This window comes from Roseomonas sp. CAU 1739, assembly GCF_039839775.1.
Taxonomy (GTDB): domain Bacteria; phylum Pseudomonadota; class Alphaproteobacteria; order Acetobacterales; family Acetobacteraceae; genus Neoroseomonas.
Window position 1 is genome coordinate 485,410 of sequence record NZ_JBDOQQ010000002.1, and the last position, 20,993, is coordinate 506,402.

Annotated in this window: 19 protein-coding genes; 1 reads left to right on the plus strand and 18 read right to left on the minus strand. The window is 70.0% G+C overall.

The window, feature by feature from the left end:
- Window positions 1-53: 53 nt before the first annotated feature.
- From AAFN86_RS05925 to AAFN86_RS05990, 14 genes are all read right to left on the minus strand, one after another.
- Window positions 54-482, minus strand: coding sequence for a phosphotransferase (locus AAFN86_RS05925; RefSeq protein ID WP_347542309.1), 429 nt, complete (start codon window positions 480-482; stop codon window positions 54-56).
- Entirely contained in the window at window positions 479-1,270 is a 792-nt protein-coding gene (locus tag AAFN86_RS05930) for a beta-ketoacyl synthase chain length factor (RefSeq protein ID WP_347542310.1), read from the minus strand. The genes AAFN86_RS05925 and AAFN86_RS05930 overlap by 4 nt, the downstream gene beginning before the upstream one ends.
- Window positions 1,267-2,451: a beta-ketoacyl-[acyl-carrier-protein] synthase family protein gene (locus AAFN86_RS05935; protein WP_347542311.1), complete on the minus strand. Its 1,185-nt coding sequence runs from the start codon at window positions 2,449-2,451 to the stop codon at window positions 1,267-1,269. The genes AAFN86_RS05930 and AAFN86_RS05935 overlap by 4 nt, the downstream gene beginning before the upstream one ends.
- Entirely contained in the window at window positions 2,448-4,754 is a 2,307-nt protein-coding gene (locus tag AAFN86_RS05940) for an MMPL family transporter (protein WP_347542312.1), read from the minus strand. The genes AAFN86_RS05935 and AAFN86_RS05940 overlap by 4 nt, the downstream gene beginning before the upstream one ends.
- Window positions 4,751-5,314 carry a LolA-related protein gene (locus AAFN86_RS05945; RefSeq protein ID WP_347542313.1) on the minus strand — a complete coding sequence of 188 codons (564 nt, stop codon included), beginning with the start codon at window positions 5,312-5,314 and terminating at the stop codon, window positions 4,751-4,753. Before AAFN86_RS05945 ends, AAFN86_RS05940 begins: the two co-directional genes overlap by 4 nt.
- Window positions 5,311-6,216 carry a hypothetical protein gene (locus AAFN86_RS05950; protein WP_347542314.1) on the minus strand — a complete coding sequence of 302 codons (906 nt, stop codon included), beginning with the start codon at window positions 6,214-6,216 and terminating at the stop codon, window positions 5,311-5,313. The genes AAFN86_RS05945 and AAFN86_RS05950 overlap by 4 nt, the downstream gene beginning before the upstream one ends.
- Window positions 6,213-6,515 carry a hypothetical protein gene (locus AAFN86_RS05955; RefSeq protein WP_347542316.1) on the minus strand — a complete coding sequence of 101 codons (303 nt, stop codon included), beginning with the start codon at window positions 6,513-6,515 and terminating at the stop codon, window positions 6,213-6,215. Before AAFN86_RS05955 ends, AAFN86_RS05950 begins: the two co-directional genes overlap by 4 nt.
- Before the next feature lie 40 nt (window positions 6,516-6,555).
- Window positions 6,556-7,578, minus strand: a complete 1,023-nt coding sequence (locus AAFN86_RS05960; protein WP_347542317.1) for a succinylglutamate desuccinylase/aspartoacylase family protein — start codon at window positions 7,576-7,578, stop codon at window positions 6,556-6,558.
- Between the two features lie 8 nt (window positions 7,579-7,586).
- Window positions 7,587-8,570, minus strand: coding sequence for a dipeptide ABC transporter ATP-binding protein (locus tag AAFN86_RS05965; protein ID WP_347542318.1), 984 nt, complete (start codon window positions 8,568-8,570; stop codon window positions 7,587-7,589).
- A complete protein-coding gene (locus tag AAFN86_RS05970; RefSeq protein WP_408906588.1) occupies window positions 8,567-9,499 on the minus strand; it encodes an ABC transporter ATP-binding protein in 933 nt (310 codons plus the stop codon). The genes AAFN86_RS05965 and AAFN86_RS05970 overlap by 4 nt, the downstream gene beginning before the upstream one ends.
- Before the next feature lie 35 nt (window positions 9,500-9,534).
- Window positions 9,535-10,419 (minus strand): ABC transporter permease, encoded by an 885-nt coding sequence (locus tag AAFN86_RS05975; RefSeq protein WP_347542320.1) that lies wholly within the window; start codon window positions 10,417-10,419, stop codon window positions 9,535-9,537.
- Window positions 10,412-11,356: an ABC transporter permease gene (locus AAFN86_RS05980; RefSeq protein WP_347542322.1), complete on the minus strand. Its 945-nt coding sequence runs from the start codon at window positions 11,354-11,356 to the stop codon at window positions 10,412-10,414. Before AAFN86_RS05980 ends, AAFN86_RS05975 begins: the two co-directional genes overlap by 8 nt.
- A 4-nt stretch (window positions 11,357-11,360) precedes the next feature.
- Window positions 11,361-12,932 carry an ABC transporter substrate-binding protein gene (locus AAFN86_RS05985; RefSeq protein WP_347542324.1) on the minus strand — a complete coding sequence of 524 codons (1,572 nt, stop codon included), beginning with the start codon at window positions 12,930-12,932 and terminating at the stop codon, window positions 11,361-11,363.
- An 85-nt stretch (window positions 12,933-13,017) separates the two neighbouring features.
- Window positions 13,018-15,213, minus strand: a complete 2,196-nt coding sequence (locus tag AAFN86_RS05990; RefSeq protein ID WP_347542325.1) for a N,N-dimethylformamidase beta subunit family domain-containing protein — start codon at window positions 15,211-15,213, stop codon at window positions 13,018-13,020.
- Between the two features lie 119 nt (window positions 15,214-15,332).
- Between AAFN86_RS05990 and AAFN86_RS05995 the strand changes: the two genes are divergently transcribed.
- Window positions 15,333-16,097, plus strand: a complete 765-nt coding sequence (locus AAFN86_RS05995; RefSeq protein ID WP_347542326.1) for a class II aldolase/adducin family protein — start codon at window positions 15,333-15,335, stop codon at window positions 16,095-16,097.
- A gap of 22 nt (window positions 16,098-16,119) precedes the next feature.
- On the opposite strand, the gene AAFN86_RS06000 is transcribed toward AAFN86_RS05995, so the two are convergent.
- The 4 genes from AAFN86_RS06000 to AAFN86_RS06015 form a co-directional block, all read right to left on the minus strand.
- Window positions 16,120-16,926: a 3'-5' exonuclease gene (locus AAFN86_RS06000; protein ID WP_347542327.1), complete on the minus strand. Its 807-nt coding sequence runs from the start codon at window positions 16,924-16,926 to the stop codon at window positions 16,120-16,122.
- Between the two features lie 19 nt (window positions 16,927-16,945).
- Window positions 16,946-18,088 (minus strand): MFS transporter, encoded by a 1,143-nt coding sequence (locus AAFN86_RS06005; protein ID WP_347542328.1) that lies wholly within the window; start codon window positions 18,086-18,088, stop codon window positions 16,946-16,948.
- A gap of 313 nt (window positions 18,089-18,401) precedes the next feature.
- Window positions 18,402-20,006 carry a GMC family oxidoreductase N-terminal domain-containing protein gene (locus AAFN86_RS06010; protein WP_347542329.1) on the minus strand — a complete coding sequence of 535 codons (1,605 nt, stop codon included), beginning with the start codon at window positions 20,004-20,006 and terminating at the stop codon, window positions 18,402-18,404.
- Window positions 20,003-20,992, minus strand: a complete 990-nt coding sequence (locus AAFN86_RS06015) for a tripartite tricarboxylate transporter substrate binding protein (RefSeq protein ID WP_347542330.1) — start codon at window positions 20,990-20,992, stop codon at window positions 20,003-20,005. Before AAFN86_RS06015 ends, AAFN86_RS06010 begins: the two co-directional genes overlap by 4 nt.
- Window position 20,993 lies beyond the last annotated feature (1 nt).

The following is a 20,993-nucleotide window of genomic DNA, read 5'->3' on the forward strand; positions in this document are numbered from 1 at the left end:
GCTCGAACACAATATCCGAGCGGCTTGCGCGAGCGCCGTCGACCGCAGGCGCGCTATGCCAGCACGATCGTTGCGCGGCCCGACAGCAGCATCTGGCCGTCGCCGCTGATGTCGAACCCGTAGATGAAGCCACGACTTTCCCGCGCCAGCGCCGTGGCGGTGATGTGGAGGTCGCCGGCCACCGCGTCCAGCCGCTCGGCGTTCATGACCACGCCCGACAGGGCCGCGACGAAGCCGGGCCCCTGTGGCTCGCCATCGGACAAGGCGCCGTGTAGCGCCATCGCCTGCAGCGCATATTCCAGCCCGCAGACGGCCGGCAGCATGTCGCCGCGGCGCAGCGGGTGATGCGGGTCGCGATGGGTCGCGGCGGTGCAGGCGATGCGCGCAGCGTCGCAGACCTCGACGCGGTCGAGCAGGCACATTGCCCCCTGGTGCGGCACCAGCCGGGCAATCGCGGCGCGGCTGTCGGGCAGGCCGGTCACGGCGCGATCAGGATGTCGAGCGCGGCCGCCTCGGGCAGCATGAGGCGCAACGTCGCGGGTTGCCGCGCGGCCAGCGCCGTCAGCAGCGGTAGCGCGCGGGCGGCCGGATTGCTCGCGCGGATGGCGTCGAATGCGGGCCGCAAGGGCGGGTCGGCGGCCGGGCCCTCCGCCGCGTGCCCGATCCGCAGCGTGCCATGCCCGGCGTCGCCGGGCACCAGCACGAAGGCGGCGGCGAAGGACCCGTCGCCGGGCCGCAATGCCCGCAGCGGCGGCGGCAACGGCACGTCATGGGCGACGAACAGCACCGGCGCGCGCTGCGTCACCACCTGCGCGGCGGCCTGCATCAGCCCGGTCGCGAAGACGAAGTCGTGCCCGCCCAGGCTGACCGAGGGGCGCGCAGACCCGACCGCGATCCCCCAATACCCCGCCGCCGCGTTGTGCACTGAATTGTGGAACTGGGTCGGCGAGATCGCCCCATCCGGTGCGTGCAGCGCCTCGAGGATGGAGACGATCACCTGGGCTTCGCCGTTCGAGCTGGCGAAGACGGTGTCGAGCTCCTCCGGCGGCAGGCCGCTCGCCTGCACCGCCTCGGCCGCGACGGCGAGCGCCAGGCGCACCGACGGGCCGGTGCGGCGGCGTTCCGTGGCCGGCAGCAGGCCGGGCACCGGTGGCGTCACCGGCGCGGGATTGAACGGCGCGAGGCCTGCCAGCACCGGCTGCGCCGCCGCCCAGCCGTCCAGCCCCGGACCGAGCAGGCCGATGCCGGCGATGCCGATGGCGGGCGTCACGGGATGCGCCCGATCACCAGCGCGCAGTTGCTGCCGCCGAAGCCGAAGGAATTGGACAGCACGCGATCGACCCGCGCCTGCCGGTTGTTCACCAGGACGCCGGCGCCGAAAGCCGGATCGACGCGACCGACACCCAGGCACCCCGGCACCAGCCCATCCTCGACGCAGATCGCGGCGATCCCCGCTTCCAGCGCGCCGGAGGCGCCGAGCGTGTGGCCGGTCCAGCCCTTGGTGGACGAACACGGCACCGTGTCGCCGAAGATGCGCGCGATGGCGCGGTCTTCCATGGCGTCATTCGCGCGCGTTCCGGTGCCGTGCATGTTCACGTAGTCGACGGCGTCCGGCGCCAGCCCCGCGCTGTCGAGTGCGGCGCGCATCGCCGTCACCGCGCCATGCCCTTCCGGATGCGGGGAGGACATGTGATGCCCATCCGACGACGCGCCGGCGCCAAGCAGGCCGATGCGGCCAGCATCATCCGGCCTGGCGCGTTCGATCAGTGCGAAGGCGGCGGCCTCGCCGATGCTGATGCCGTCGCGATCCTCGGCGCATGGGCGCGTGGGCCCCTGTGCCAGCAGTTCCAGCGAGCCGAAGCCGTGCAGCGTCAGCCGGCACAGCGTATCCGCGCCGCCGACTACCGCGGCATCGGCGAAACCGGCCTCGACCAATGCCACCGCATCAAGGAAGGATCGCGCGCCCGAGGTACAGGCCGTGGAGATCGAAACGCAGGGACCAGCGAGCCCGAGGCGCGCGCGCAGGTAGCGCGGCAATGCGTGCAGGTCGTGGGTGCGCGCGAAGTCGTAGGGCGGCAGCGCGCCATCGGCGCGGCGCCGCAGCCAGGCGCGCTCCGTCTCCTCGATGCCGGAGGTGGAGGTGCCGAGCACCACCGCGACGCGTGCCGCGCCGTGGCGGGCCTTGGCGGTTTCAACCGCCGCCATGAAATCATCCTGGCGCAGGGCCAGTTCCGCCAGGCGGTTGTTGCGGCAGGCGAAGGCGGCGAACGGCGCGGGCAGGTCGATCGCCTCGGCATCCGTCACGCGGCCGATCCAGATGCCGTCGGGCATGGCCGGCAGGTCGCAGGGGCGCAGCCCGCCGCGGCGCGCCCGCAGCGCGTCCCGCGTTGCCGCCATGCCGGTGCCCATCGCGCTGGCGACGGTGATGGCGGTGATGCGGTAGGGGGTCATGGGTCGGCGCGCCGTGGTGCCAGCGCACAGGCGAGCAGGAAGGCCGACGCGACGCCGATGCAGACGGTCAGGCCCGTCGCGTGCAGCACCGGCGTGCGGCACAGCGCGAGAAGACCGAAGGTGAGCAATGTCGTGACCATGCAGGTGATGACGGCGCCAAGCGCGCGGGCGGCGTCCTCGGGTTCTTCCTCGCCCGTGCGCGAGATGAACAGGGCATAGTCCATGCCGACGCCGGCCAGCAAGAGTGCCGCTGTCAGATGGAAGACGGTGATCTGTTCGCCGAGCGCATCGAGCGCGGCAAAGGTCAACAGCAGGGCGCCGCACAGCGCCAGGGCGATGCGCAGCCCCCCAGCCAGGCCACGCCCGGCACCGAGCAGCAAAAGCACCAGCACGCCGCCGACCGCCCCCCAGCGCAACGCGATGCCGATGCCCTGGTCGAGCAGCGCCTCCGTCTCCGCCTTGATGTCCACCAGCAGCAGGCCGGGGATCGTCGCGGCGGCGGCGCGCAGCGCGGCGATGTCGCGAATGCCCTCGGGCAGCAGGATGGCGCGCCAGCCGTCGCTGTCCTGGCGCAGCAGCGGCGACAGGCGCGCGGCGAGCAACGGGGCGCCGCGCAGGTCGGCCGGTGTCAACGGCGGCAGGCGGCGCGCCTCGGCCATGCTGTCCAGGAAGGGGGCGAAGGCGCTGGCGCGGAACGGCAGGCCGGCACGCGCGGCCTCGACACGCGCGGCGAGCGTCGCGTCGTCGGGCAGGGCAGCGAGGCGCGCGCGCTGCGTCGCGGCACTCGGCAGGTAGCGCGCGGGGTGGTCGATCCCATCCACGGCGCCGGAGGCGAGCAGCGTGGCCGCGGTGGCCTCCGAGGCGCGCAGTACCGCCTCCGCATCCGCGCCGGCGACGGACAGCAGCACGCGCACATCCGGCGCGGCGATCTGGCGGCGCAGTTCGCCGTCGAGGTTTCGCACCGCTTCCGGTACGGGCGAGAGATCGGCGATGTCGCGGGCCAGGCGCGGCCCGCCAGCCAGGGCCAGGGCGGCGGCGACCAGCGCCAGCCCCGCCAGGACCACCCCGCGCCCGGCCGGCAGCCGCAGCAGCAGATGCGCGGCGCGTTCGGGCAGCGGTCGCACCGGTAGTCCTTCGGGCGGCAGCAGCGTAGGCAGGAGAAAGCGCGTGGACAGTGCCGCGCCCGCCAGCCCCGAGGCCGCGAACAGCCCGAGCTGGGCGAGGCCCGGAAACCCCGAGGCCAGCATCGGCACCAGCCCCGCCACCGCGGCGACGGTCGCGAGGCGCAAGGTCGGCCAAATCCGCCGCGCCGTCCGGCGCAGGGTCTCGCCCGGCGCGCGATTGGTCACCAGCAGGATCGGATAATCGTCGCAGACGCCCAGCATCGTCATGCCGAAGCCGAGGGCCGCGCCATGCACATGCCCGAACACCGCATCCACCACGACGAGCCCGGCCAGCGTGCCGACGGCGAGCGGCACGGCCACCACCGCCAGCATGATCGGTGACCGGTAGCGCCAGAACAGGAAGGCGGCGACCAGCAGGAAGGACAGCGTCGAGACGAGCTTCACATCGGCGCGCACCGCCGCCGCCGCTTCCGCTGCGAAAACGCCGGGGCCGGACAGCAGCAACCGCGCGCCGTGCGGCGCGTCGGCGGCGGCGAAGGCGGTGCGGAAGGCCTCGGCGGCGTGCTGCTGCGCGACGACGTCGAGGCCGGCCGCACGCGTCTGCGCCAGGATCAGCGCGCGCGGTCCGGGCGCCATCCAGACGCCGTTCTCGGTCGCGATGCGCGCATCGGCCGACCAGCCGCGCAGCATCGCGATGAAGGCGCCGGTCGGGTCGGCGAAACCGAAGCGGCGCAGCAGCGGCTCGGCCGAGGAGCGCAGGCCGTCGAGCAGGGTTTCGAAAGACCCGTGCAGGGCGGCCTGGGTGAAGGCATCGGGCGTCGCGGCCGGCGACAGCGCGTAGCGATGGGCAAACAGCAGCGTGGCTTCGCCATCCTCGAGACGCGGCGCGCCAATGGCGACGACCGCGAATTGCCCGCTGGCGTCCAGCGCCGTCGCGATGGCCCGGGAGATGCGCGCGAGATCGGGCGCCGGGGCGCCCTCGATGCCGGCTATCAGCAGGCGCGTTGCCGCACCCTCGCGCAATTCGCGCAGCAGGAAGGCGGCTTCGGGGGAGCGCGAATCGGGTAGGAAATCCGCGATGTCGCTGCGCAGCGTCACCGTGCGCAGCGCCAGCGGGAAGGCGGCGCTGAGCACCGCCAGCGCCAGCAGCAGCGGCAGGAAGCGCAGCAAGCGGGTCATCGGGCCGGCGTCACCGTCATGCGGCTGCGGCCCTCGCGGCCTTGCGTTTCCACCATCAGCACGGCGCCGCCCTCGCCTTCGATCGTGATACGCTGCACGGCGGCGAGCACGCGTACCGACAGCGGCGTCAGCACCATGCGCCAGCGCTCAGGGTCGCCCGAGAAATCGATCCGGAAATAGGTGCGCAGCGTGGCGGCGTCGCCGGCATGGGTGGCGCGGATGGCTTCAACCAGCGGGCGGATCTCGGGCGCGGTGTCGAGCGCCAGTTCCTGCCGGACGCCGCGATCGGGGCGTTCCAGCAGCATGCGGTCGCCCTCGACCAGCAGGCGTTCCTCGAAGGGTTCGGTGGTGCGCTTCTCCAGCCGGTCCGGCGCATGCCAGGCGAGGGTTCCGCGCGCGGTGAGCGGGCGGTCGAGTTCGGGAAGTTCCTTTTCCTCGACGAAGGTCGCGCGGCTGTCGCGGTTGGCGGCGAGGGCCGCCATGACCTGCGGCATCGCATCCTGCGCCCGCGCGGCGGTGGGCAACAGCAGAAGGGCGATCAATGCAGCGCGGCGGATCACGGGTCTTCCTGCCAGAAATCGTAGAAATTGAACCAGTTGTAGGGATGCGCGCGGCAGATCTCGCCGAGCCTGGCCGCGTAGCGATCGAGCCAGGAACGCAGCGCCGCTTCCCGCGTTGCACGCGGCAGGTCGATCGCCTCGGCGAAGGATTCGAAGCGCAGCCTGTAGTGGCGTGGACCGAGCCACAGCCCGAACCCGAGCACCACCGGCGCGTGCAGGATGGCGGCCAGCGTCATCGGCCCGCCGGGGAAGGGCGCATCGGTGCCCAGGAAGGGGGTGGCGAGCATGCGTTCGCCGCGCGGCGCACGATCGGCCAGCAGGCCGATGACGCCGCCACGGTCCAGGGCCTCCCGCGCTTCCAGCATCGCCTGCGGCTGGCCGAGGCGGATGACCGACGCGGCGCGGGTTGGGTCCAGGCTGTCGAACAGCGCATCGGCGGCGCCGCCGGGTGATGCGTGCATCAGCATGCGCACTTCGACCGGCGCGCCGGCGCCACCGACTGCGCGCAGCGCCTCGAAGGAACCCATATGGGCGCCGAGCAGCACGACGCCCTGGCGTGCCTCCGCCGACACCTTCAACAGGTCCAGGCCTTCGATTTCGACCCGGAACCCGGCGGTGCGCCCGGTGAGCAGGAAGACGCGGTCGAGCAGGGCCGCGGCGAAACAGAAATACAGCCGCCAGAGGTCCCGCCAGGCGGCATCCCGGCCGAGCGCGCGAGCCAGGTACCGCCGCACCGCCCGCTTCTGTGCCGCCGGCGAGGTTGCGAGGTAGAACAGCGTGATCGGATGCAGCAGCGCATAGCCGACATGCCAGCCCAGGCCGAGCGCGATGGACGCGATCAGCCGCAGCAGCGCGCCACCACCGCGTTCGGGCACGCGTGTCCAGGCGGCGGGCGCGGTCATGGGGCGATGCGCAGTTCGCCGGTCGCGACGGCACGACCGTCGACGGAGCAGGTGAAGGTGATGCGGCCGGGATCGAGCCGGTCCAGGGCAATGTCGACACGCTGGCCCGGCAGGACGGGCGCGGCGAACTTCACGCGCGGCAGGGCGATGGCCGGGCCCAGCCCGAAGCCGTCACGCGCCGCGGCGATCGCCTGGTCCAGCAGGACCACGCCGGGCACGATCGGGCGGCCCGGGAAATGGCCCGGGAGCGCAGGATGGTCGGGCGCGATGGTGAAGGCGGCGTGGTGGCGTGCGGTCACCACGGGGCTTGAACACGCCCCACGGTCCCGCCGCAAGGGGTCAGACGGCGAGGTCGTTTGCGAGGTGGAACAGGCAATCGCCCCGCTTTGTGCGCGCGGGGATGCGCTTGCACATGACGATGCCGGCCGCCTTGAAGGCGATCTCGACCGGCGGCAGCCAAGGCGTTTCGGGAACATGGATGCGCGCGGCCGGGGTGCCGATGGCCACCGTGTCGCCCAGTTCGACCAATGGTTCGAAGACGCCGTTTTCCGGCGCATAGACATACATTTCGGGGCCGCGCACATCGAGAAAGCGCGTCGCCACGGGCGGTTCGACCCAGTGTTCCCGGCCGAGGATGCCCAGATGAACCAGGAGGTTGCGCAAACCACGCTCGGCTATCGCGAGGCCCGAGGCATTCACCGCACCCGCGCCGCCGAGTTCGGTGCCGAGCGCGATGCTGCCGCGCCGGTCCGCCCCGGCGCCGAGCGTCTGGTCGCCGCCCTGCCCCTGCGCGCCGCCCTGGATATAGGTGTAGGGCGCGCCGAAGGCCCGCAGCGCGGCCAATTGCTTCTGGTATAGCGCCGGATCGGCGGACTGCTTGGCGAGCGCGGTCGGGATGTAGTTCAGCGAGGAGCCGCCCGAATGCAGGTCGATCACCAGGTCGGCGAGCGGGATGATCTCGCTGTCGATGAAATGCGCGATCTGCCGCGTCACCGTGCCGTCCACATCCCCGGGGAAGACGCGGTTCATGTTCACGTCGTCGATCGGCGAGACGCGCCGCCCGACCAGGGCGGCGGGGTAGTTCGCCATCGGCAGCAGGATGACGCGGCCGCGGATCATCTCCGGCTGCAGCCACTTGATGAGGTTGGTGACGGCGATCTGGCCTTCGTATTCATCGCCATGGTTGCCGGCGGAGAAAAAGGCTGTCGGCCCTTCTCCGTTCTTCACCACCACGATCGGGATGGGCAGGAAGCCGTAGGCGCTGTCATGCGTGGAATGGAACAGGCGGATGAAGCCGGTCTGCTTGCCGTCCTTCGCGAAGTCCACTTCCGGGACCAGGCGGGACTTTCGTGGTTCTGGCATGGCGTTCCTCAGAGTTCGGTCAGATGACAGGCGACCTGGTGGCCGGGTGCTGTTTCGCGCAGCGGCGGGGCCGTTTCGCGGCAGACCAGCATGACGTGCGGGCAGCGCGTGTGGAAACGGCAGCCGGAGGGCGGGTTCAGCGCGGAGGGAATGTCACCGACGATGCGCTGCCGCTTGCCGCGCGAACGCTGCGCCGGGTGCTGCGCCGGCACCGCGGCGATCAGCGCCTGGGTATAGGGATGCCGTGGCGCGGCGTAGATCGTCGCCTTGTCCGCGACCTCGACCATTTTGCCGAGATACATCACCGCGACGCGGTCGGAGATGTGGCGCACCACGGACAGGTCATGCGCGATGAACAGGTAGGTCAGCCCCATTTCCCGCTGCAGGTCCTGCAGCAGGTTGACGATCTGCGCCTGGACCGAGACATCGAGCGCGGAGACGGCTTCGTCGCACACGATCAACCGTGGATGCAGCACCAGCGCGCGGGCGATGCCGATGCGTTGGCGCTGGCCGCCGGAGAATTCATGCGGGAAGCGGTCCAGCGCGCGCGCCGGCAGGCCAACCTTGTCGAGCATCTGCGCCACCTTGGTGCGCGTCTCGGCATTCATGCGCGCGCCGTGGATCAGCAGTGGCTCGGCGATGATGTCCTCGACCGACATGCGTGGGTTCAGCGCGCCATAGGGATCCTGGAAGATGATCTGCATGGACCGGCGGTAGCCGCGCATCTCCGCCCGGCCGATGCCGGTGATCTCGTTGCCATCGAAGGCGACGCGGCCGGAGGACGGTTCGATCAGCCGCAGCAGCAGCCGGCCGAGCGTCGATTTGCCGCAGCCGGATTCACCGACCAGGCCGAGCGTCTCGCCGGCCGTGATGGTGAAGGAGACATCGTCGACCGCGCGCAGCAAGGCGGGCTTTCGCAGCCCGAACAGCCCGCCGCCGCCGACCTCGAAATGCTTGGAAAGCGCGGTCGCCTCGATCAGCGGGGCGCTCATGCCAGTTCCTTCGCGCGGAAGCAGGCGGCGGCGTGGGCGGGTTCGAGGGACTCGAGCAGTGGAATCGCCGCCGAGCAGGATGGCAGCGCATGGGCACAGCGCGGGCCGAAGCGGCAACCGGGCGGGCGGCGTGCCGGTTCGGGCAAGGTGCCGGGAATGGCGACCAGGCGGGGCTTGTCCTCGGTCAGCGAGGGCACGCATTCCAGCAGGCCGCGGGTGTAGGGGTGCAGCGGACGGTCGAAGATCTGCGCCACGGGCGCTTCCTCGATGACGCGGCCGGCATACATGACCAGTACGCGGTCGGCCGTCTCGGCAATCACGCCCATGTTGTGGGTGATGATGATGACACCCATGCCGAACTCGTCGCGCAGGTCCATCAGCAGGTCGAGGATCTGCGCCTGGATAGTCACGTCGAGCGCGGTGGTCGGTTCATCGGCGATCAGCAGCTTCGGATTGCAGGCGAGAGCCATGGCGATCATCACGCGCTGGCGCTGGCCGCCGGACATCTGGTGCGGGTAGTCGTCCAGCCGGCGCGATGCGGAGGGGATGCCGACCTTGTCCAGCATGGTGACGGCGCGTTTTCGCAGATCGGCTTGCGACAGCCGTTCATGGGCGGCGATGGTCTCCATGATCTGGTCGCCGATCGAGAAGACCGGGTTCAGCGAGGTCATCGGCTCCTGGAAGATCATCGAGATCCCGGGACCGCGGATCGACTGCATCTGGCGGTCGGACAGGCCGGTCAGGCGCTGGCCGCTGAAGTGGACCTCACCGGACGCGACACGGGCCGGTGGCTTGGGCAGCAGGTCCATGATGGTCAGCGCGGTGACCGACTTGCCGGAACCGGATTCACCGACGATGCCGAGGATCTCGCCTTCCTTCAGTGCGAAGGAAACATCCTCGATGGCGTTCACCTCGCCCCGGCCGGTCATGAAGGCGGTGGTGAGGCCGCGGACTTCGAGAAGATTCACTGCTGGATCCGCAGGCGCGGGTCGAGCACGTCGCGCAGCCCGTCGCCGAGAAGGTTGAGCCCCATCACCGTGATCATCAGCATCACGCCGGGGATGGTGATGATCCAGGGCGCCTCGCGCATGAAGTCGCGCCCCTCGGCCATGATGTTGCCCCAGGTCGGCGTGGGCGGCACCGCACCGACGCCAAGGAAGGACAGCGTCGCTTCCGACAACACCGCATAGGCGAACAGGAAGGACAGTTGCACGATCATCGGCGCCATGGCGTTGGGCAGGATATGGTGGCGCAGGATGCGCCAATGCCCCGCGCCGGCGGCGACCGCCGCCTGCACGTATTCCATCTCCCGCAGCACGATCACCGATGACCGCACGATGCGCGCCGTGCGGGGGATGTAGACGATGGACAAGGCGAGGATGACGTTCAGCGTGGACGGGCCGAGCACGGATGTCACCGCGATCGCCAGCAGGATCGCCGGGAAGGCCATCAGCGCGTCGTTCACCCGCATCAGCGCATTGTCGAGCCTGCGGAAATACCCCGCCGCCGCGCCGATCAGCGTGCCGAACACCGCGTTCAGTGCCACGACCGAGGCGCCGATGATCATCGACAGCTGCGCCCCCCACACCACGCGCGACCACAAGGACCGGCCGAAATTGTCGGTGCCGAAGATCCAGGTCTCGCTGGGCGAGAGGAACTTGTTGCGCATCGACAGCCGCTGCGGGTCGATGTCGGTGATCCAGGGTGCGGCGGCCGCGATGCCGGCGACGATGCTGAACAGGAACAGGCCGGTGACGAAAAGCCGATGATGGAACAGCCGCCGCAGCGCGGCGCGCGCGGGGTGCTCGCGCTTCAGCGCGATGCCTTCGGCGTCTGGAAGCTCACTCATAGCGCACCCGCGGGTCGAGCACGGCGTAGAGAACATCGACGGTGATGTTCACCATCACCAGGAAGGTCGTCACCAGCAGCAAGCCCCCCTGCACCATCGGGTAGTCGCGCGACAGCACCGCCTGCGTCAGCAACTGCCCCATGCCGGGGATGGAGAACAGCGCCTCCGTCACCACGGCACCGGACAGCAGCAGGGAGACGATGATGCCGACGACCGTGACGATGGGGATCAGCGCGTTGGACAGCGCATGCTTCAACACCACCTTGCGCTGCGACAGGCCCTTGGCGCGCGCGGTGCGGATGTAGTCCTGGCGCAGCACCTCCAGCATCGACGACCGCGTGATGCGCGCCAGCAGCCCCGCCTGCAGCAGCGCTAGCGAGAAGGCCGGCATCGTCATGCTGCGCAGCCACCCGACCGGGTCATCGCCGAAGGCGACATAGCCACCCGATGGCAGCCAGCCCAGATGCACCGCGAATAGGATGATCATCAGCAGGCCGAGGAAGAAGTTCGGCACGCTGATCCCGATCATGGCGAACATCATCGCCGCCTGGTCGATCCAGGAATTCTGCCGCAGCGCCGCGACGATACCGCTGGCGATGCCGATCAGCAGGGTGAAGACCAGCGCGAACAGGGACAGCCCGATGGTGACCGGCAGTCGTTCCATCGTCGCGGCGAAGACGCCCTTGCCGAGCAGCAGCGACCGCCCGAGATCGCCCCGCATCAGGCCCTGATAGTAGTCGAGCAATTGCATATGCAGAGGCTGGTCGAGACCGAGGTCGCGGCGCAGCTGTTCGATTTGCGCCGGGGTGGCGGCCACGCCGGCGATCGCCGCCGCCGGATCGCCCGGGATCAGGCGCATCAGCCCGAAGGTGATCAGGCTGACGATGAGGAGAACCGGGATCGCGCTCAGCAGGCGGCGGAAAGCGACCCCGATCATGATGTTATCGCTGCACCCACACGTTGGAGAAGCGCGGGATGCGGAAGGGCACGAAGCCCTGCACGTTGGACCGCACCGCCTGCACCTTGGTCAGCGATCCGAAGGGCAGGGCATAGGCGCGTTCGAGGACCATCCGCTGCATATTCGCGTAGGCCGCCTGGCGCGCTTCCGCGGAGCGCTCGTTGTTCATCGCGTTCCACAGCGCCAGCACCTCCGGGTCGTCGCGCTCGTCGCGCGGGCGATAGGCGGCATTGGGCGACACCAGGAACTGCATCGTCGCCAGCGCGCCAAGGGCTGGCTGCGTTCCCCAACCGGTATGGAAGAAATGCCATTCGTCGCTGTTCACGCGCTGCGACATCTGCACCGAGGTCGGCCAGTCCACCACCCGCAGGTTGGCGTTGATGCCGACCGCGCGCAGCTGCTGTTGCATGACCAGTGCCGCGTTGTACATCGGCGGATAGTCGCGGTTGGTCAGCAGGATGATCGGCTCGTTGCGATACCCGGATTCACGCAAAAGGGCGCGCGCGCGCGCCTGATCGTTGATGTTGTACGTCTCCTTGCCCGCATCGGTGTAGGATGGCCGGCCCGGAAACTGGAAGCCGACATTCAGCCGGTAATTCCCGTCCGTCGCCGCATCCATGATGTCTTCCATGCCGAGCGCGGCCTGCACCGCGCGGCGGAAGGCGAGGTTGTTGGTCGGCGGGATGGACGTATTGGGCAGCGCGATCTGGATCCACCAGTTCTGCAGCGGCAGGATGGTGATGGCGCTGTTGCGGCGCAGCGTGTCGAGCGAGCGCGTCGGCACGTCCTCGACGGCCTGCAAGGCGCCGGTTTCCAGCCCCGCGACGCGGGCCGAGGCTTCCGTCACGATGCGGAAGGTGACGGTGTCCACGCAGGCCACGCGATACCCGCCGAAGCCGGTGCGCTGCTCGAAGGCGGTGTTGGGCTGGTATCCGTCGAAGCGGCCGAGCCGCGCATGGCTGCCCGGGACGAACTCCAGCAGGCGGAACGGCCCGGTGCCGACGGCGCGCAACTGCTGCCGCTCGTCATTCTCGTGCTCGGAGGGAATGATGACGATGGGAACCGAGAAGGAGGATAGAGCCTCGATGAAGGTCGGCTGCACCTGCTTCATGCGGATGATGAAGGTGCGCGGATCCGGCGTATCCCAGCCCGCCACGTTGTCGAGCGTGCTGCGCTGGATCCCGATGCGGTTGTAGCGGTTGAAGGAGGCCGCGACATCGGCCGAGGTCAGGGGTTTGCCGTTGTGGAAGGTGACGCCCTGGCGCAGCCGGAAGGTGTAGGTCAGGCCGTCGCCCGATTCCTCCATGCTCTCCGCGAGTTCGAGGATGGGTTGGTTGTCCTCGCTGCGCGTCATCAGCGATTCGTACATGTTCATCGCGATGTTGCGGGTCGAGATCGTCGTGGACGTCATCTGGTCCAGCGAATTCACATTCGCTTCCTGCCCGAAGACGATGTCGCCGCCGCGCGAGGGACATTCGAACGGGGCTGCGATGGCCGCCGCCGGCAGGGCGAGACCCACCGCCAGGAACGAGGACGCAAGACGAGAGCGCTTCATAGCCCAATCCCCCGGAATACTGCGTGACAGCCCTGTTGCAGGGAAGCGTCCGACGCGCGAGGCGACGTGTCAACGGGGTTGATCGTCATGGGATGGAGAAGCGCGCCACCACATTCTCCATGATGCGGCTGACCGGGCCCCGGAATGCGCCATCCTGCCACAGGCTGCCGCACCAGGTGATCGAACCGGTGGCGAAGACGGCGCCGCCGCCCGGCGTGTCGAAATACACGATCTCGGCGCGCTTCAGCGCTTCCGTCGTTTCACCGCTGATGGTCGCGATGTGGGACAGCAGTTCTTCCGGCACGGTGACGAATGAGGATGGCGGGTCCTCAGATCGCGCGAGGATCGCCGTGCCCGCCGGCGTGCCGAGCGTGAAATCGGCACGATCCAGCTCGAAACCCGCTGCGCCGCCGCCGGACAGGCCGTAGTCGCCGAAGGTCTCGCCAGTCACGCCGTCGAAGATCCACGCATGCTGCGGGTCGCGCGCTTCGGGCCGCAGGCGGTAATGCGTGCCCTCGAAAAGCCCCTGGCCGGAGAAGCCGACGCCGGCCAGCATCTGCGGCGGCCGACGGTTGCGCCGCCATAGCCCGCCATAGGCGCCATCGGTCTGGTGCCAATACTCGCCGGGTTCCGCCGCCCAGGCGCGGATGCCGCCTTCGGACCGACGCAGTTCCATCATGCCCGGCAGGGTCTGCGTCACCGCGATGCGCCAGTAGAAGCCATTGCCGCCGAGATACATCAACCGCCCGCCGTCGCGCGTGTAGGCCGCCAGCGCATCGAGCGTCTGCAAGGTATGGTATTCGGGATGCGAGCCGGTCAGCACCACCTGGTATGGCTTCAGCAGTGCGGCACCTTCCTCGTGCAGGTCCTCGTCGGTGACGACGTCGAAGGCGATGCCCTTCGCCTCCATCCAGGCGAGCAGGTGCGTGTCCGCCGGATAGTGCCGCAGCCCCGATCCGCGCGCATCGTTGAAGGTCAGGAAGCCCGGCCGCATCGTCAGGATCGGCCGCAGCCGTGACGAGAAGGCGATGCCGCTGCCATCCGGATGCTTGTTGTAGGTCGACCGCCCATAGACCGGATAATCATCTGGGTTGTGCGGATAGGCGCCCCAGGCGGCAACCCGCGCGCGATACGCCGCATCGGCATTGCCGCGCGCATGGTTGGCATAGGCCTGGTAGGTGAAGGTGGAGGCCAGGAACACCACCGGCGCCCGTGCTACGCCGCGCGGCGGCAGGACATACAGCGGCAGCCAGTCCTCGCCACCGATGCAGGTCAGGTGCAGCGCGTAAGCGCCGCTCGGCAGGTCATCCGGTACCGTGAAGGTGACGCTGGTCTGCCACCCGCAATCGCCGAGGTCATCGGCATGGAAGTGGATCGCCCCATAGTCGCGCGGCGCGTGGCGCCAACACATCTCCGCCCCTGACCACCGCGCGCCGACCACCGCGCGGGTCGGCACATTCACCAGGTATCCGTCGCAGGATTGCTCCCCGACATCGAGGATGCGCTGGGTCGGGATGTCGCGGGAAAAATCCCAGCCGGCAATCAGCTCGGCGCCGAGATCCGCCAGTGTCGCCGCCGGCCGTGGCCAGGTGTCGCGGTAGCCTGCCAGTAGCGCCGGGTCCTCGATCTTGCCGGTCAGGTGCGCGCCTGCGGTCGCATCGGCGGCGATGGTCAGCCGCCCGTCGCCGGACGGCAGACGCAGCCCCGCCACGACAGCGGTCGCGACGGCCTCGGCCCCACCATAGAGTGGCACAGAGCCGACGGCCACGCGGCCCGTGCCCGGATCGGCACTGAGCCAAAGCCGATGCCAGCCGCGCGGCGCCGGCGCGCGGCCGGTCGCCACCACCACCGCGCCTTGCGTCCCGGTGATGCTGCCGGTCACGCCCTCCGGGCCGATCGACAGCGTGGCGCAGGCGCCGTCCGCGGTCTCGCTCATCACCGTTACGGCATCACGCGGCAGCACCGCCAGCCAGACCAGCGCGGTCCAGGTCAGCGGCCCGGCCTGCCGCCGCGGCGGCCGCGGCACCACCGCATGCGACCCCAGCCGGATCGGCTGGTGCCGCCCTTCGAAGGTCACATCGAAGCGGTACGACAGATCCTCGAAGCGCAGCCCGGGCCCGGCCGGGTTGGGGTCGCCGGAGATCACCCGCACCAGCCTCGCCCGCGCCTGGCCACCATCGCGCACGCTGATGCGCGCGTCGAAGCGCTCACCCGGGCGGTGCGAGAAGCGGTCGAGATAGCCGGTGATCGGCAGCTCCGCGAAGGGTGGTGGCGGCGACATGGCGGGGCTCCTCGAAACGCGCTGCACAAAGCCTCCGCCGCGTGCCGCGACGCGTCAATCCGCGGATGGCGGGCGCGCGCGCTTCATGCCAGCCTGTCGTGTCCCGGCAGGAGGCTTCCATGGCGAATGTGGTCCACTCCCTTACCGACAGCCGCGCGGAGGAACGCGAATGGGCGTTGCGCTGCGACATGGCGGCGGTGTTCCGCATCGGCGCGCGGCTCGGCTGGAACGAGCATATCGGCAACCACAATTCACTGATGCTGCCGGACAGCGAGACGCCGCTGTTCCTGATCAACCCACGCGGATACCTGTTCCAGGAACTGCGCGCCTCCGACCTGATCGTCTGCGACCTCGATGGGAAGGTGCTGAAGGGCAAGGGTGAGCTGCGCAAGGTCGCCTTCCACATCCATTGCCGCATCCACCTGGCGAACCCCAAGGCGACGTGCGTGGTGCATGTCCATCCGCGCTGGCTGACCGCGCTGTCGATGATCGAGGGTGCGGAATTCTCGCTCTCCCATCACAACTCGCTGCTGCTGAACGACCGCACCGTCTATGACGGCGAGGGCGACCAGCCCGTGCACAGCAACGAGGAAGGCGACCGCATCGCGCGGCTGATGGGCGACAAGACCATCATGGTGATGCGCGGCCATGGCGTGACCGTCGTCGGCCCCACCGTGCACGATGCCTTCGACGAGACCTACATGGCCGAGCGCACGACCATGTACCAGATGACCGCCATGCAGACGGGGATGCCGCTGCACAAGCTGCCGGACGGGTTGCGCCGGCACCATACCGGGGCGTGGGGGGACAAGCTGGATGCGCGGCTGCACCTCGATGCCTGGCGCCGCGTGCTGGACCGCGAGGAACCCGACTACGCGACGTGAAGGCTACGGCGCGGCGCTGCGGCTATCCTCGTGACAGCCGTAGCGCCGTCTCGGCATGGTCGGCCAGGTGCGGCTCGGCGCGGTGTTCCTCCAGATAGGTCGCGAAGGCGGTGAAGGAGGCGCGGGCGGCGTCCTGCGGCATCGCACCGGTCGCCTGCCAGAAGCGCAGCAGCAACAGCCAGGTCGCGGCCACATCCGTCTCGCAATATTCCGCGACCTCGGCGCCGCGGCCGGCGGCCATGGCGGGTTCCACCTCGGACCCATCCATGCCGGCCTTGGCGGTCAGGCCGAGCAACGCGCAGGCTTCCGCCAGGGACGGCATCGGCGAGGCGCGGAACCCCGACAAGCGATCCGCCAGATCGATGTGGTCGCGCCCATAGCGATAGCCGTAGTCCCGACCGTTGCCACCATTCAGCGACGGCATCGCCACGCCCGTCGCGATCGCGCGATACCGCAGCACCGGCAGGTCGAAACCGGATGTATTGAAGCCCGCCAGCATCGGCGCGGGTCGCTGCGACAGCGTGCGTTCGAACAGCGCCAGGATCTCCGGCTCGCTGGTCTCGCCGATATGCCGGGCCGCCATGCGGCGCGGGCGCCAGGGTTCCTCGGCGCCGTCGCGTTCGGCGACCAGCAAGGCGAGGCAGGCGACCGCGTGCAGCGGCGGCTTCAGGAAGGTGGTGGCCGGGTCCTGTCCCTCTCGCGCATAGCGGGCGCCGAGCTTCACGCGCAGCGCGGCATCGGCCAGCCCCTCGGCTTCCTCACCCAGCAGAGCACGACCGGCGGCCAGGTCGGGCACTGTTTCGATATCGAAGACGACGACGCGTTCCATGGCGGCGATGCTGCGCGGATCAGCGCGGCGCGCGCAACAGCAGAGCACCGAGCAGCAGGCACAGCGCCGCCGTCCCGCCCCAGAAGACGCTGAGCGCCGCCGGCGCGCCGAATGCATCGACCGCGAGACCGGTCAGCAGCGGCGGCACGCAGAACCCGGCATGGGCGACGAGGAAGACCCCCGCCGCCGCACGCGCCCGGTCACCGCCCGCCGCGGCTTCCGACGCGGCGGCAAGCGCACCGACAAACAGGAAGCCGTAGGCCGCGCTGCCCACCAGCGCCCCGCCCATCAGCAGCAACGGCACGGAGGCGTCCAGCGTGCCGAGCAGGACCATGCCGGCGCCGACGACCAGGATCGGCAGGCCGATCAGCGAGGAGCGTCGCGCCGGCAGCGTCCCGATGGCCTGCTGCATGACGGTGCCGACCAGGATCATGAAGCAGATCGCGAGCGGCCCGAGCCGCGGATGGCCCATCGCCGCCAGCGCCACCGGCACCGAGCTGAGCGTTACCCCCGTCACGCCCCAGGCGGCGAACATGCCGAAGGTCGTCGTGACGGTGCCGCGCGGGAAGGCCGGAATGCGCAGCCAGGCAACGCGGGCCGTGGGTGCCCGGTCGGGCAGCCGAGCGACCAGCGGCAGCAGAAGGGCAATGGCGGCGAGGTGGATCCAGAAGGTGACCGGTGGCTCGACCTCGCCGACCAGCCACAGCACCGCGAGGGTAGCGAGCCCGCCGGTGGCGAAGGACCCTGCCGTGGCGAAGGCCGTCACTCGCGCCGCAACGCGCCCGGCGTCGGGTCCGCCGGCCAGGTCCGCCGCCCAGGCGGTGGCGCCGCCGGCGACCAGGCCGATCGCCAGGCCCTGGAACATGCGCGCGACGGCGAGTGCCGGCAGGCCGGGGGCGATGGTCAGCACCGTCGTCGCCAGGAACGCGAAGACCATGGCGGCCAGCAGGCACGGCTTGCGCCCGATCCGGTCGGACAACCCACCGAGCAGCGGAGCGGTGATGATCAACGTCGTCGCATAGACGATGAAGGCGAGCGCCAGGCCGCCCGCGCCGCCGCCGCTGCGCGCGGCATAGGCGGTGAAGAGCGGCATGGGCAGGGTGGTGGTGGCGCCGATGATGAAGACGGCGGCGCCGATGGTGGCGACGGGGCGAGAGATCATGGGCGGCGGGCGAGCCCCGGTGCGCCGCGATCCCAGGCGCGCTGTTGGAGGGGCGCTGCCCCTCCAAGCCACCCCGCCAGGGGCCAGCGGGCCCCTGGACCGCGGGGATTTGGCGCCGCGTCCTGCGGGGTCGCCATCGTGAGGTGGGACCGAGGTGTTGGACGCCCTTTCACCCGCCCGGTTGCCGCGCCGGATCCGGCCACATCATCCTCGACCGGCCAAGGCGCCCGGCACCAGGTCGAGGTTTGCAAAGGCCTTAAGCCTTTGGTGGGGAGGTCCGGAGGGGCAAAGCCCCTCTGGCCTTCGGCACCGCTCACGCCGCCGCCTTGATGAAGCCCGCCGCTCGTTCCGCCACCAGCATCACCGCCGGCTGGATGTTCGGCGACGGGATCAGCGGAAATGCCGAGGCATCGGCAACGCGCAGCCCGTCGACGCCGCGCAGGCGCAGCTGCGGGTCGAGCACCGCCATCGGGTCGCTGCCCATCTTCGCCGTGCCGCAGGGGTGGAAGACGGTGCCGGCGGTGGCGCGGATGTTCTCGAGGATCGCATCATCCGTCGTCACGTCCGGGCCGGGACGCAGTTCTTCCTCGATCAGCGCGGCGAGCGGCACCTGCGCGGCGACGCGCCGCGCCAGCCGTGCGGCACCGAGCATGATGCGGATGTCGTTCGGATGGTCGAGGTAGTTGGCGCGGATGCCCGGCTTGTCGGCGACGTCGGGGGATTTCAGGAAGACCTCGCCACGGCTGTCGGGGCGGCAGACGCCGTAGTTGAACATGAAGCCCGGGAAGCCGTGCAGGCCCTTCTCATAGGCGAAGGTGGAGAAGTTCACGAAAAGGAACTGGATCTCGGCTTCCTCGGCACCTGGAGTGACGCGGGCGAAGGCGTTGGCCTCGCCGGCGCCGATCGACAGCGGGCCGGTGCGCGTCAGCAGGTAGTCGAGGCCCATCTTCGCCTGGCGCAGCGGCGACTGCATGATCTCGTTCAAGGTGCCGCAGGGCTTCGAGCGGTAGATGAACTTCGCGATCAGATGGTCCTGCAGGTTGCGCCCGACGCCGGGGCTGTGATGGATGATTGGGATGCCGAGCGCCTGAAGTGCCGCGCCATCGCCGATGCCCGACAGCATCAGCAGCTTCGGTGTCTCGATCGCGCCGGCCGAGCAGACGATTTCGCGCGCCGCGCGGAAGGTGACGGGCTGGCCGTTCTGCCGCGCCTCGATGGCAACCGCGCGGCCGTTCTCGACAACGATGCGGGTGGCGAGCACGCCGGTCTCGACGCGCAGATTGCCGCGCGCCATGGCGGGGCGGAGGTATTCCTTCGCCGTAGATGACCGTCTGCCGCCATTGACGTTGAGCTGCACCGGACCGGCGCCGTCGATCGGCGTGCCGTCATTCCAGTCGCGGTTGCGCGGCAAGCCCGCGGCGACGCAGGCCTCGACGAAGGCACTGGCGGCGGGGGCCAGCTTCCGCGGTTCGCGCACATGGATCGCGCCTGCGGCGCCGCGTGCCGGATCGGGCGCGCCGTCCCAATGTTCGATGCGGCGGAAGACGGGTTCGACATCCTGGTAGGACCAGCCGCCGGCGCCCGCCTGCGCCCAGCGGTCGAAATCGTGCGGCGACCCCCGCAGATAGACCAGGCCGTTCACGCTGCCCGACCCACCCAGCACCTTGCCGCGTGGCCAATGGATGCGGCGGTCGTTCAGGTTGGGCTCGGCTTCGGTCTCATAGCGCCAGTCATACTTGCCGCTGCCGTACAGCTTGGCGTAGCCGGCCGGCAGGCTGATCCAGATGTCGCGGTCGGGCGGGCCGGCTTCCAGCAGCAGCACGCGGCAGCCGGGATCCTCCGACAGCCGCGCGGCGAGGATGCAGCCGGCGGATCCGCCGCCGACGATGATGATATCCGCGTCCGGTGAGGCGCTCACGATTCCATCCGAACCCCGGTGCGGTCGACCACACCCTTGAACTTGTCGAGTTCCGCCTGGAAGAAGGCCCGCGTATCGGCCGGCGTGTTCGGCCGCGTCCAGGGTGTTATGCCGGCGACCAGGAAGCGGTCGTTCAACTGCGGGTCGCGCAGCGCGCTGTTGATGGCGCGGTTCAGCGCCTCGGTGACCGGCGCGGGCATGCGCGGCGGGCCAATCACGGCGAACCAGTTGCCGATGTCGAAGCCCGGCATGCCGGATTCCGCAAGCGTCGGGATGTTCGGGAAAGCCGGGAAGCGATCGAGCCCGGTGATGGCGATGCCGCGCACGCGTTCGTCGCGCACCTGCGCGGCTGCCGAGGCCAGCACCGCGACTCCCCAAGCCGTTTCCCCACGCGCGATGCTTTCCACCATGAGCCCGCCGGAGCGGTAGGGGATATGAGCGAACTTGCCGCCCAGGCCGAGCGAGACGGCGACCGCCTCGGCGGCGAAATGCGGAATGGAGCCGACGCCGGACGAGGCGTAGGGCATGTCGTCCTGCGGCCCGGCGCGCAGCTTCTGCACCGCCTCGGCCGCATTCGCCGCCGGGAAGTTCGGCTTGGCAATGAGGATCAGCGGCCCGTTCGCCACCACCGCGACATGGGTGAAGTCGGCCATTGGATCGTACCGCGTACCACCCTGCATCGCGTGCGGGATCAGCGCGTGGGAGGACGCCTCGTTAAGCATCAGCACATGCCCGTCGGCCGGCTGGCGGCGCAGCCAATCCGAGGCGACGGTGCCGGATGCGCCGGGCCGGTTCTCCACCACCACCCGTGCATTCGGGCCGAGGAATCCCTGCATCCGGTCGGCCAGCAGCCTTGCGGTGATGTCGGTTGACCCGCCCGGGGCGAAGCCGCTGACAAGGGTGATCGCACGGTCGGGAAAGGCTTGCGCCCGCGCGACGGCAGGCATGGCGAGGACGGGAAGGGCGAGCAGGCTCCGACGGTTCATG

Bases quoted from the DNA above. Each gene is read 5' to 3' on its own strand.
- AAFN86_RS05935 (WP_347542311.1), bottom strand. From the start codon at position 2,451: ATGACCCCCTACCGCATCACCGCCATCACCGTCGCCAGCGCGATGGGC.
- AAFN86_RS05940 (WP_347542312.1), bottom strand. From the start codon at position 4,754: ATGACCCGCTTGCTGCGCTTCCTGCCGCTGCTGCTGGCGCTGGCGGTG.
- AAFN86_RS05950 (WP_347542314.1), bottom strand. From the start codon at position 6,216: ATGACCGCGCCCGCCGCCTGGACACGCGTGCCCGAACGCGGTGGTGGC.
- AAFN86_RS05960 (WP_347542317.1), bottom strand. From the start codon at position 7,578: ATGCCAGAACCACGAAAGTCCCGCCTGGTCCCGGAAGTGGACTTCGCG.
- AAFN86_RS05965 (WP_347542318.1), bottom strand. From the start codon at position 8,570: ATGAGCGCCCCGCTGATCGAGGCGACCGCGCTTTCCAAGCATTTCGAG.
- AAFN86_RS05970 (WP_408906588.1), bottom strand. From the start codon at position 9,499: ATGACCGGCCGGGGCGAGGTGAACGCCATCGAGGATGTTTCCTTCGCA.
- AAFN86_RS05975 (WP_347542320.1), bottom strand. From the start codon at position 10,419: ATGAGTGAGCTTCCAGACGCCGAAGGCATCGCGCTGAAGCGCGAGCAC.
- AAFN86_RS05980 (WP_347542322.1), bottom strand. From the start codon at position 11,356: ATGATCGGGGTCGCTTTCCGCCGCCTGCTGAGCGCGATCCCGGTTCTC.
- AAFN86_RS05985 (WP_347542324.1), bottom strand. From the start codon at position 12,932: ATGAAGCGCTCTCGTCTTGCGTCCTCGTTCCTGGCGGTGGGTCTCGCC.
- AAFN86_RS05990 (WP_347542325.1), bottom strand. From the start codon at position 15,213: ATGTCGCCGCCACCACCCTTCGCGGAGCTGCCGATCACCGGCTATCTC.
- AAFN86_RS05995 (WP_347542326.1), top strand. From the start codon at position 15,333: ATGGCGAATGTGGTCCACTCCCTTACCGACAGCCGCGCGGAGGAACGC.
- AAFN86_RS06000 (WP_347542327.1), bottom strand. From the start codon at position 16,926: ATGGAACGCGTCGTCGTCTTCGATATCGAAACAGTGCCCGACCTGGCC.
- AAFN86_RS06005 (WP_347542328.1), bottom strand. From the start codon at position 18,088: ATGATCTCTCGCCCCGTCGCCACCATCGGCGCCGCCGTCTTCATCATC.
- AAFN86_RS06015 (WP_347542330.1), bottom strand. From the start codon at position 20,992: ATGAACCGTCGGAGCCTGCTCGCCCTTCCCGTCCTCGCCATGCCTGCC.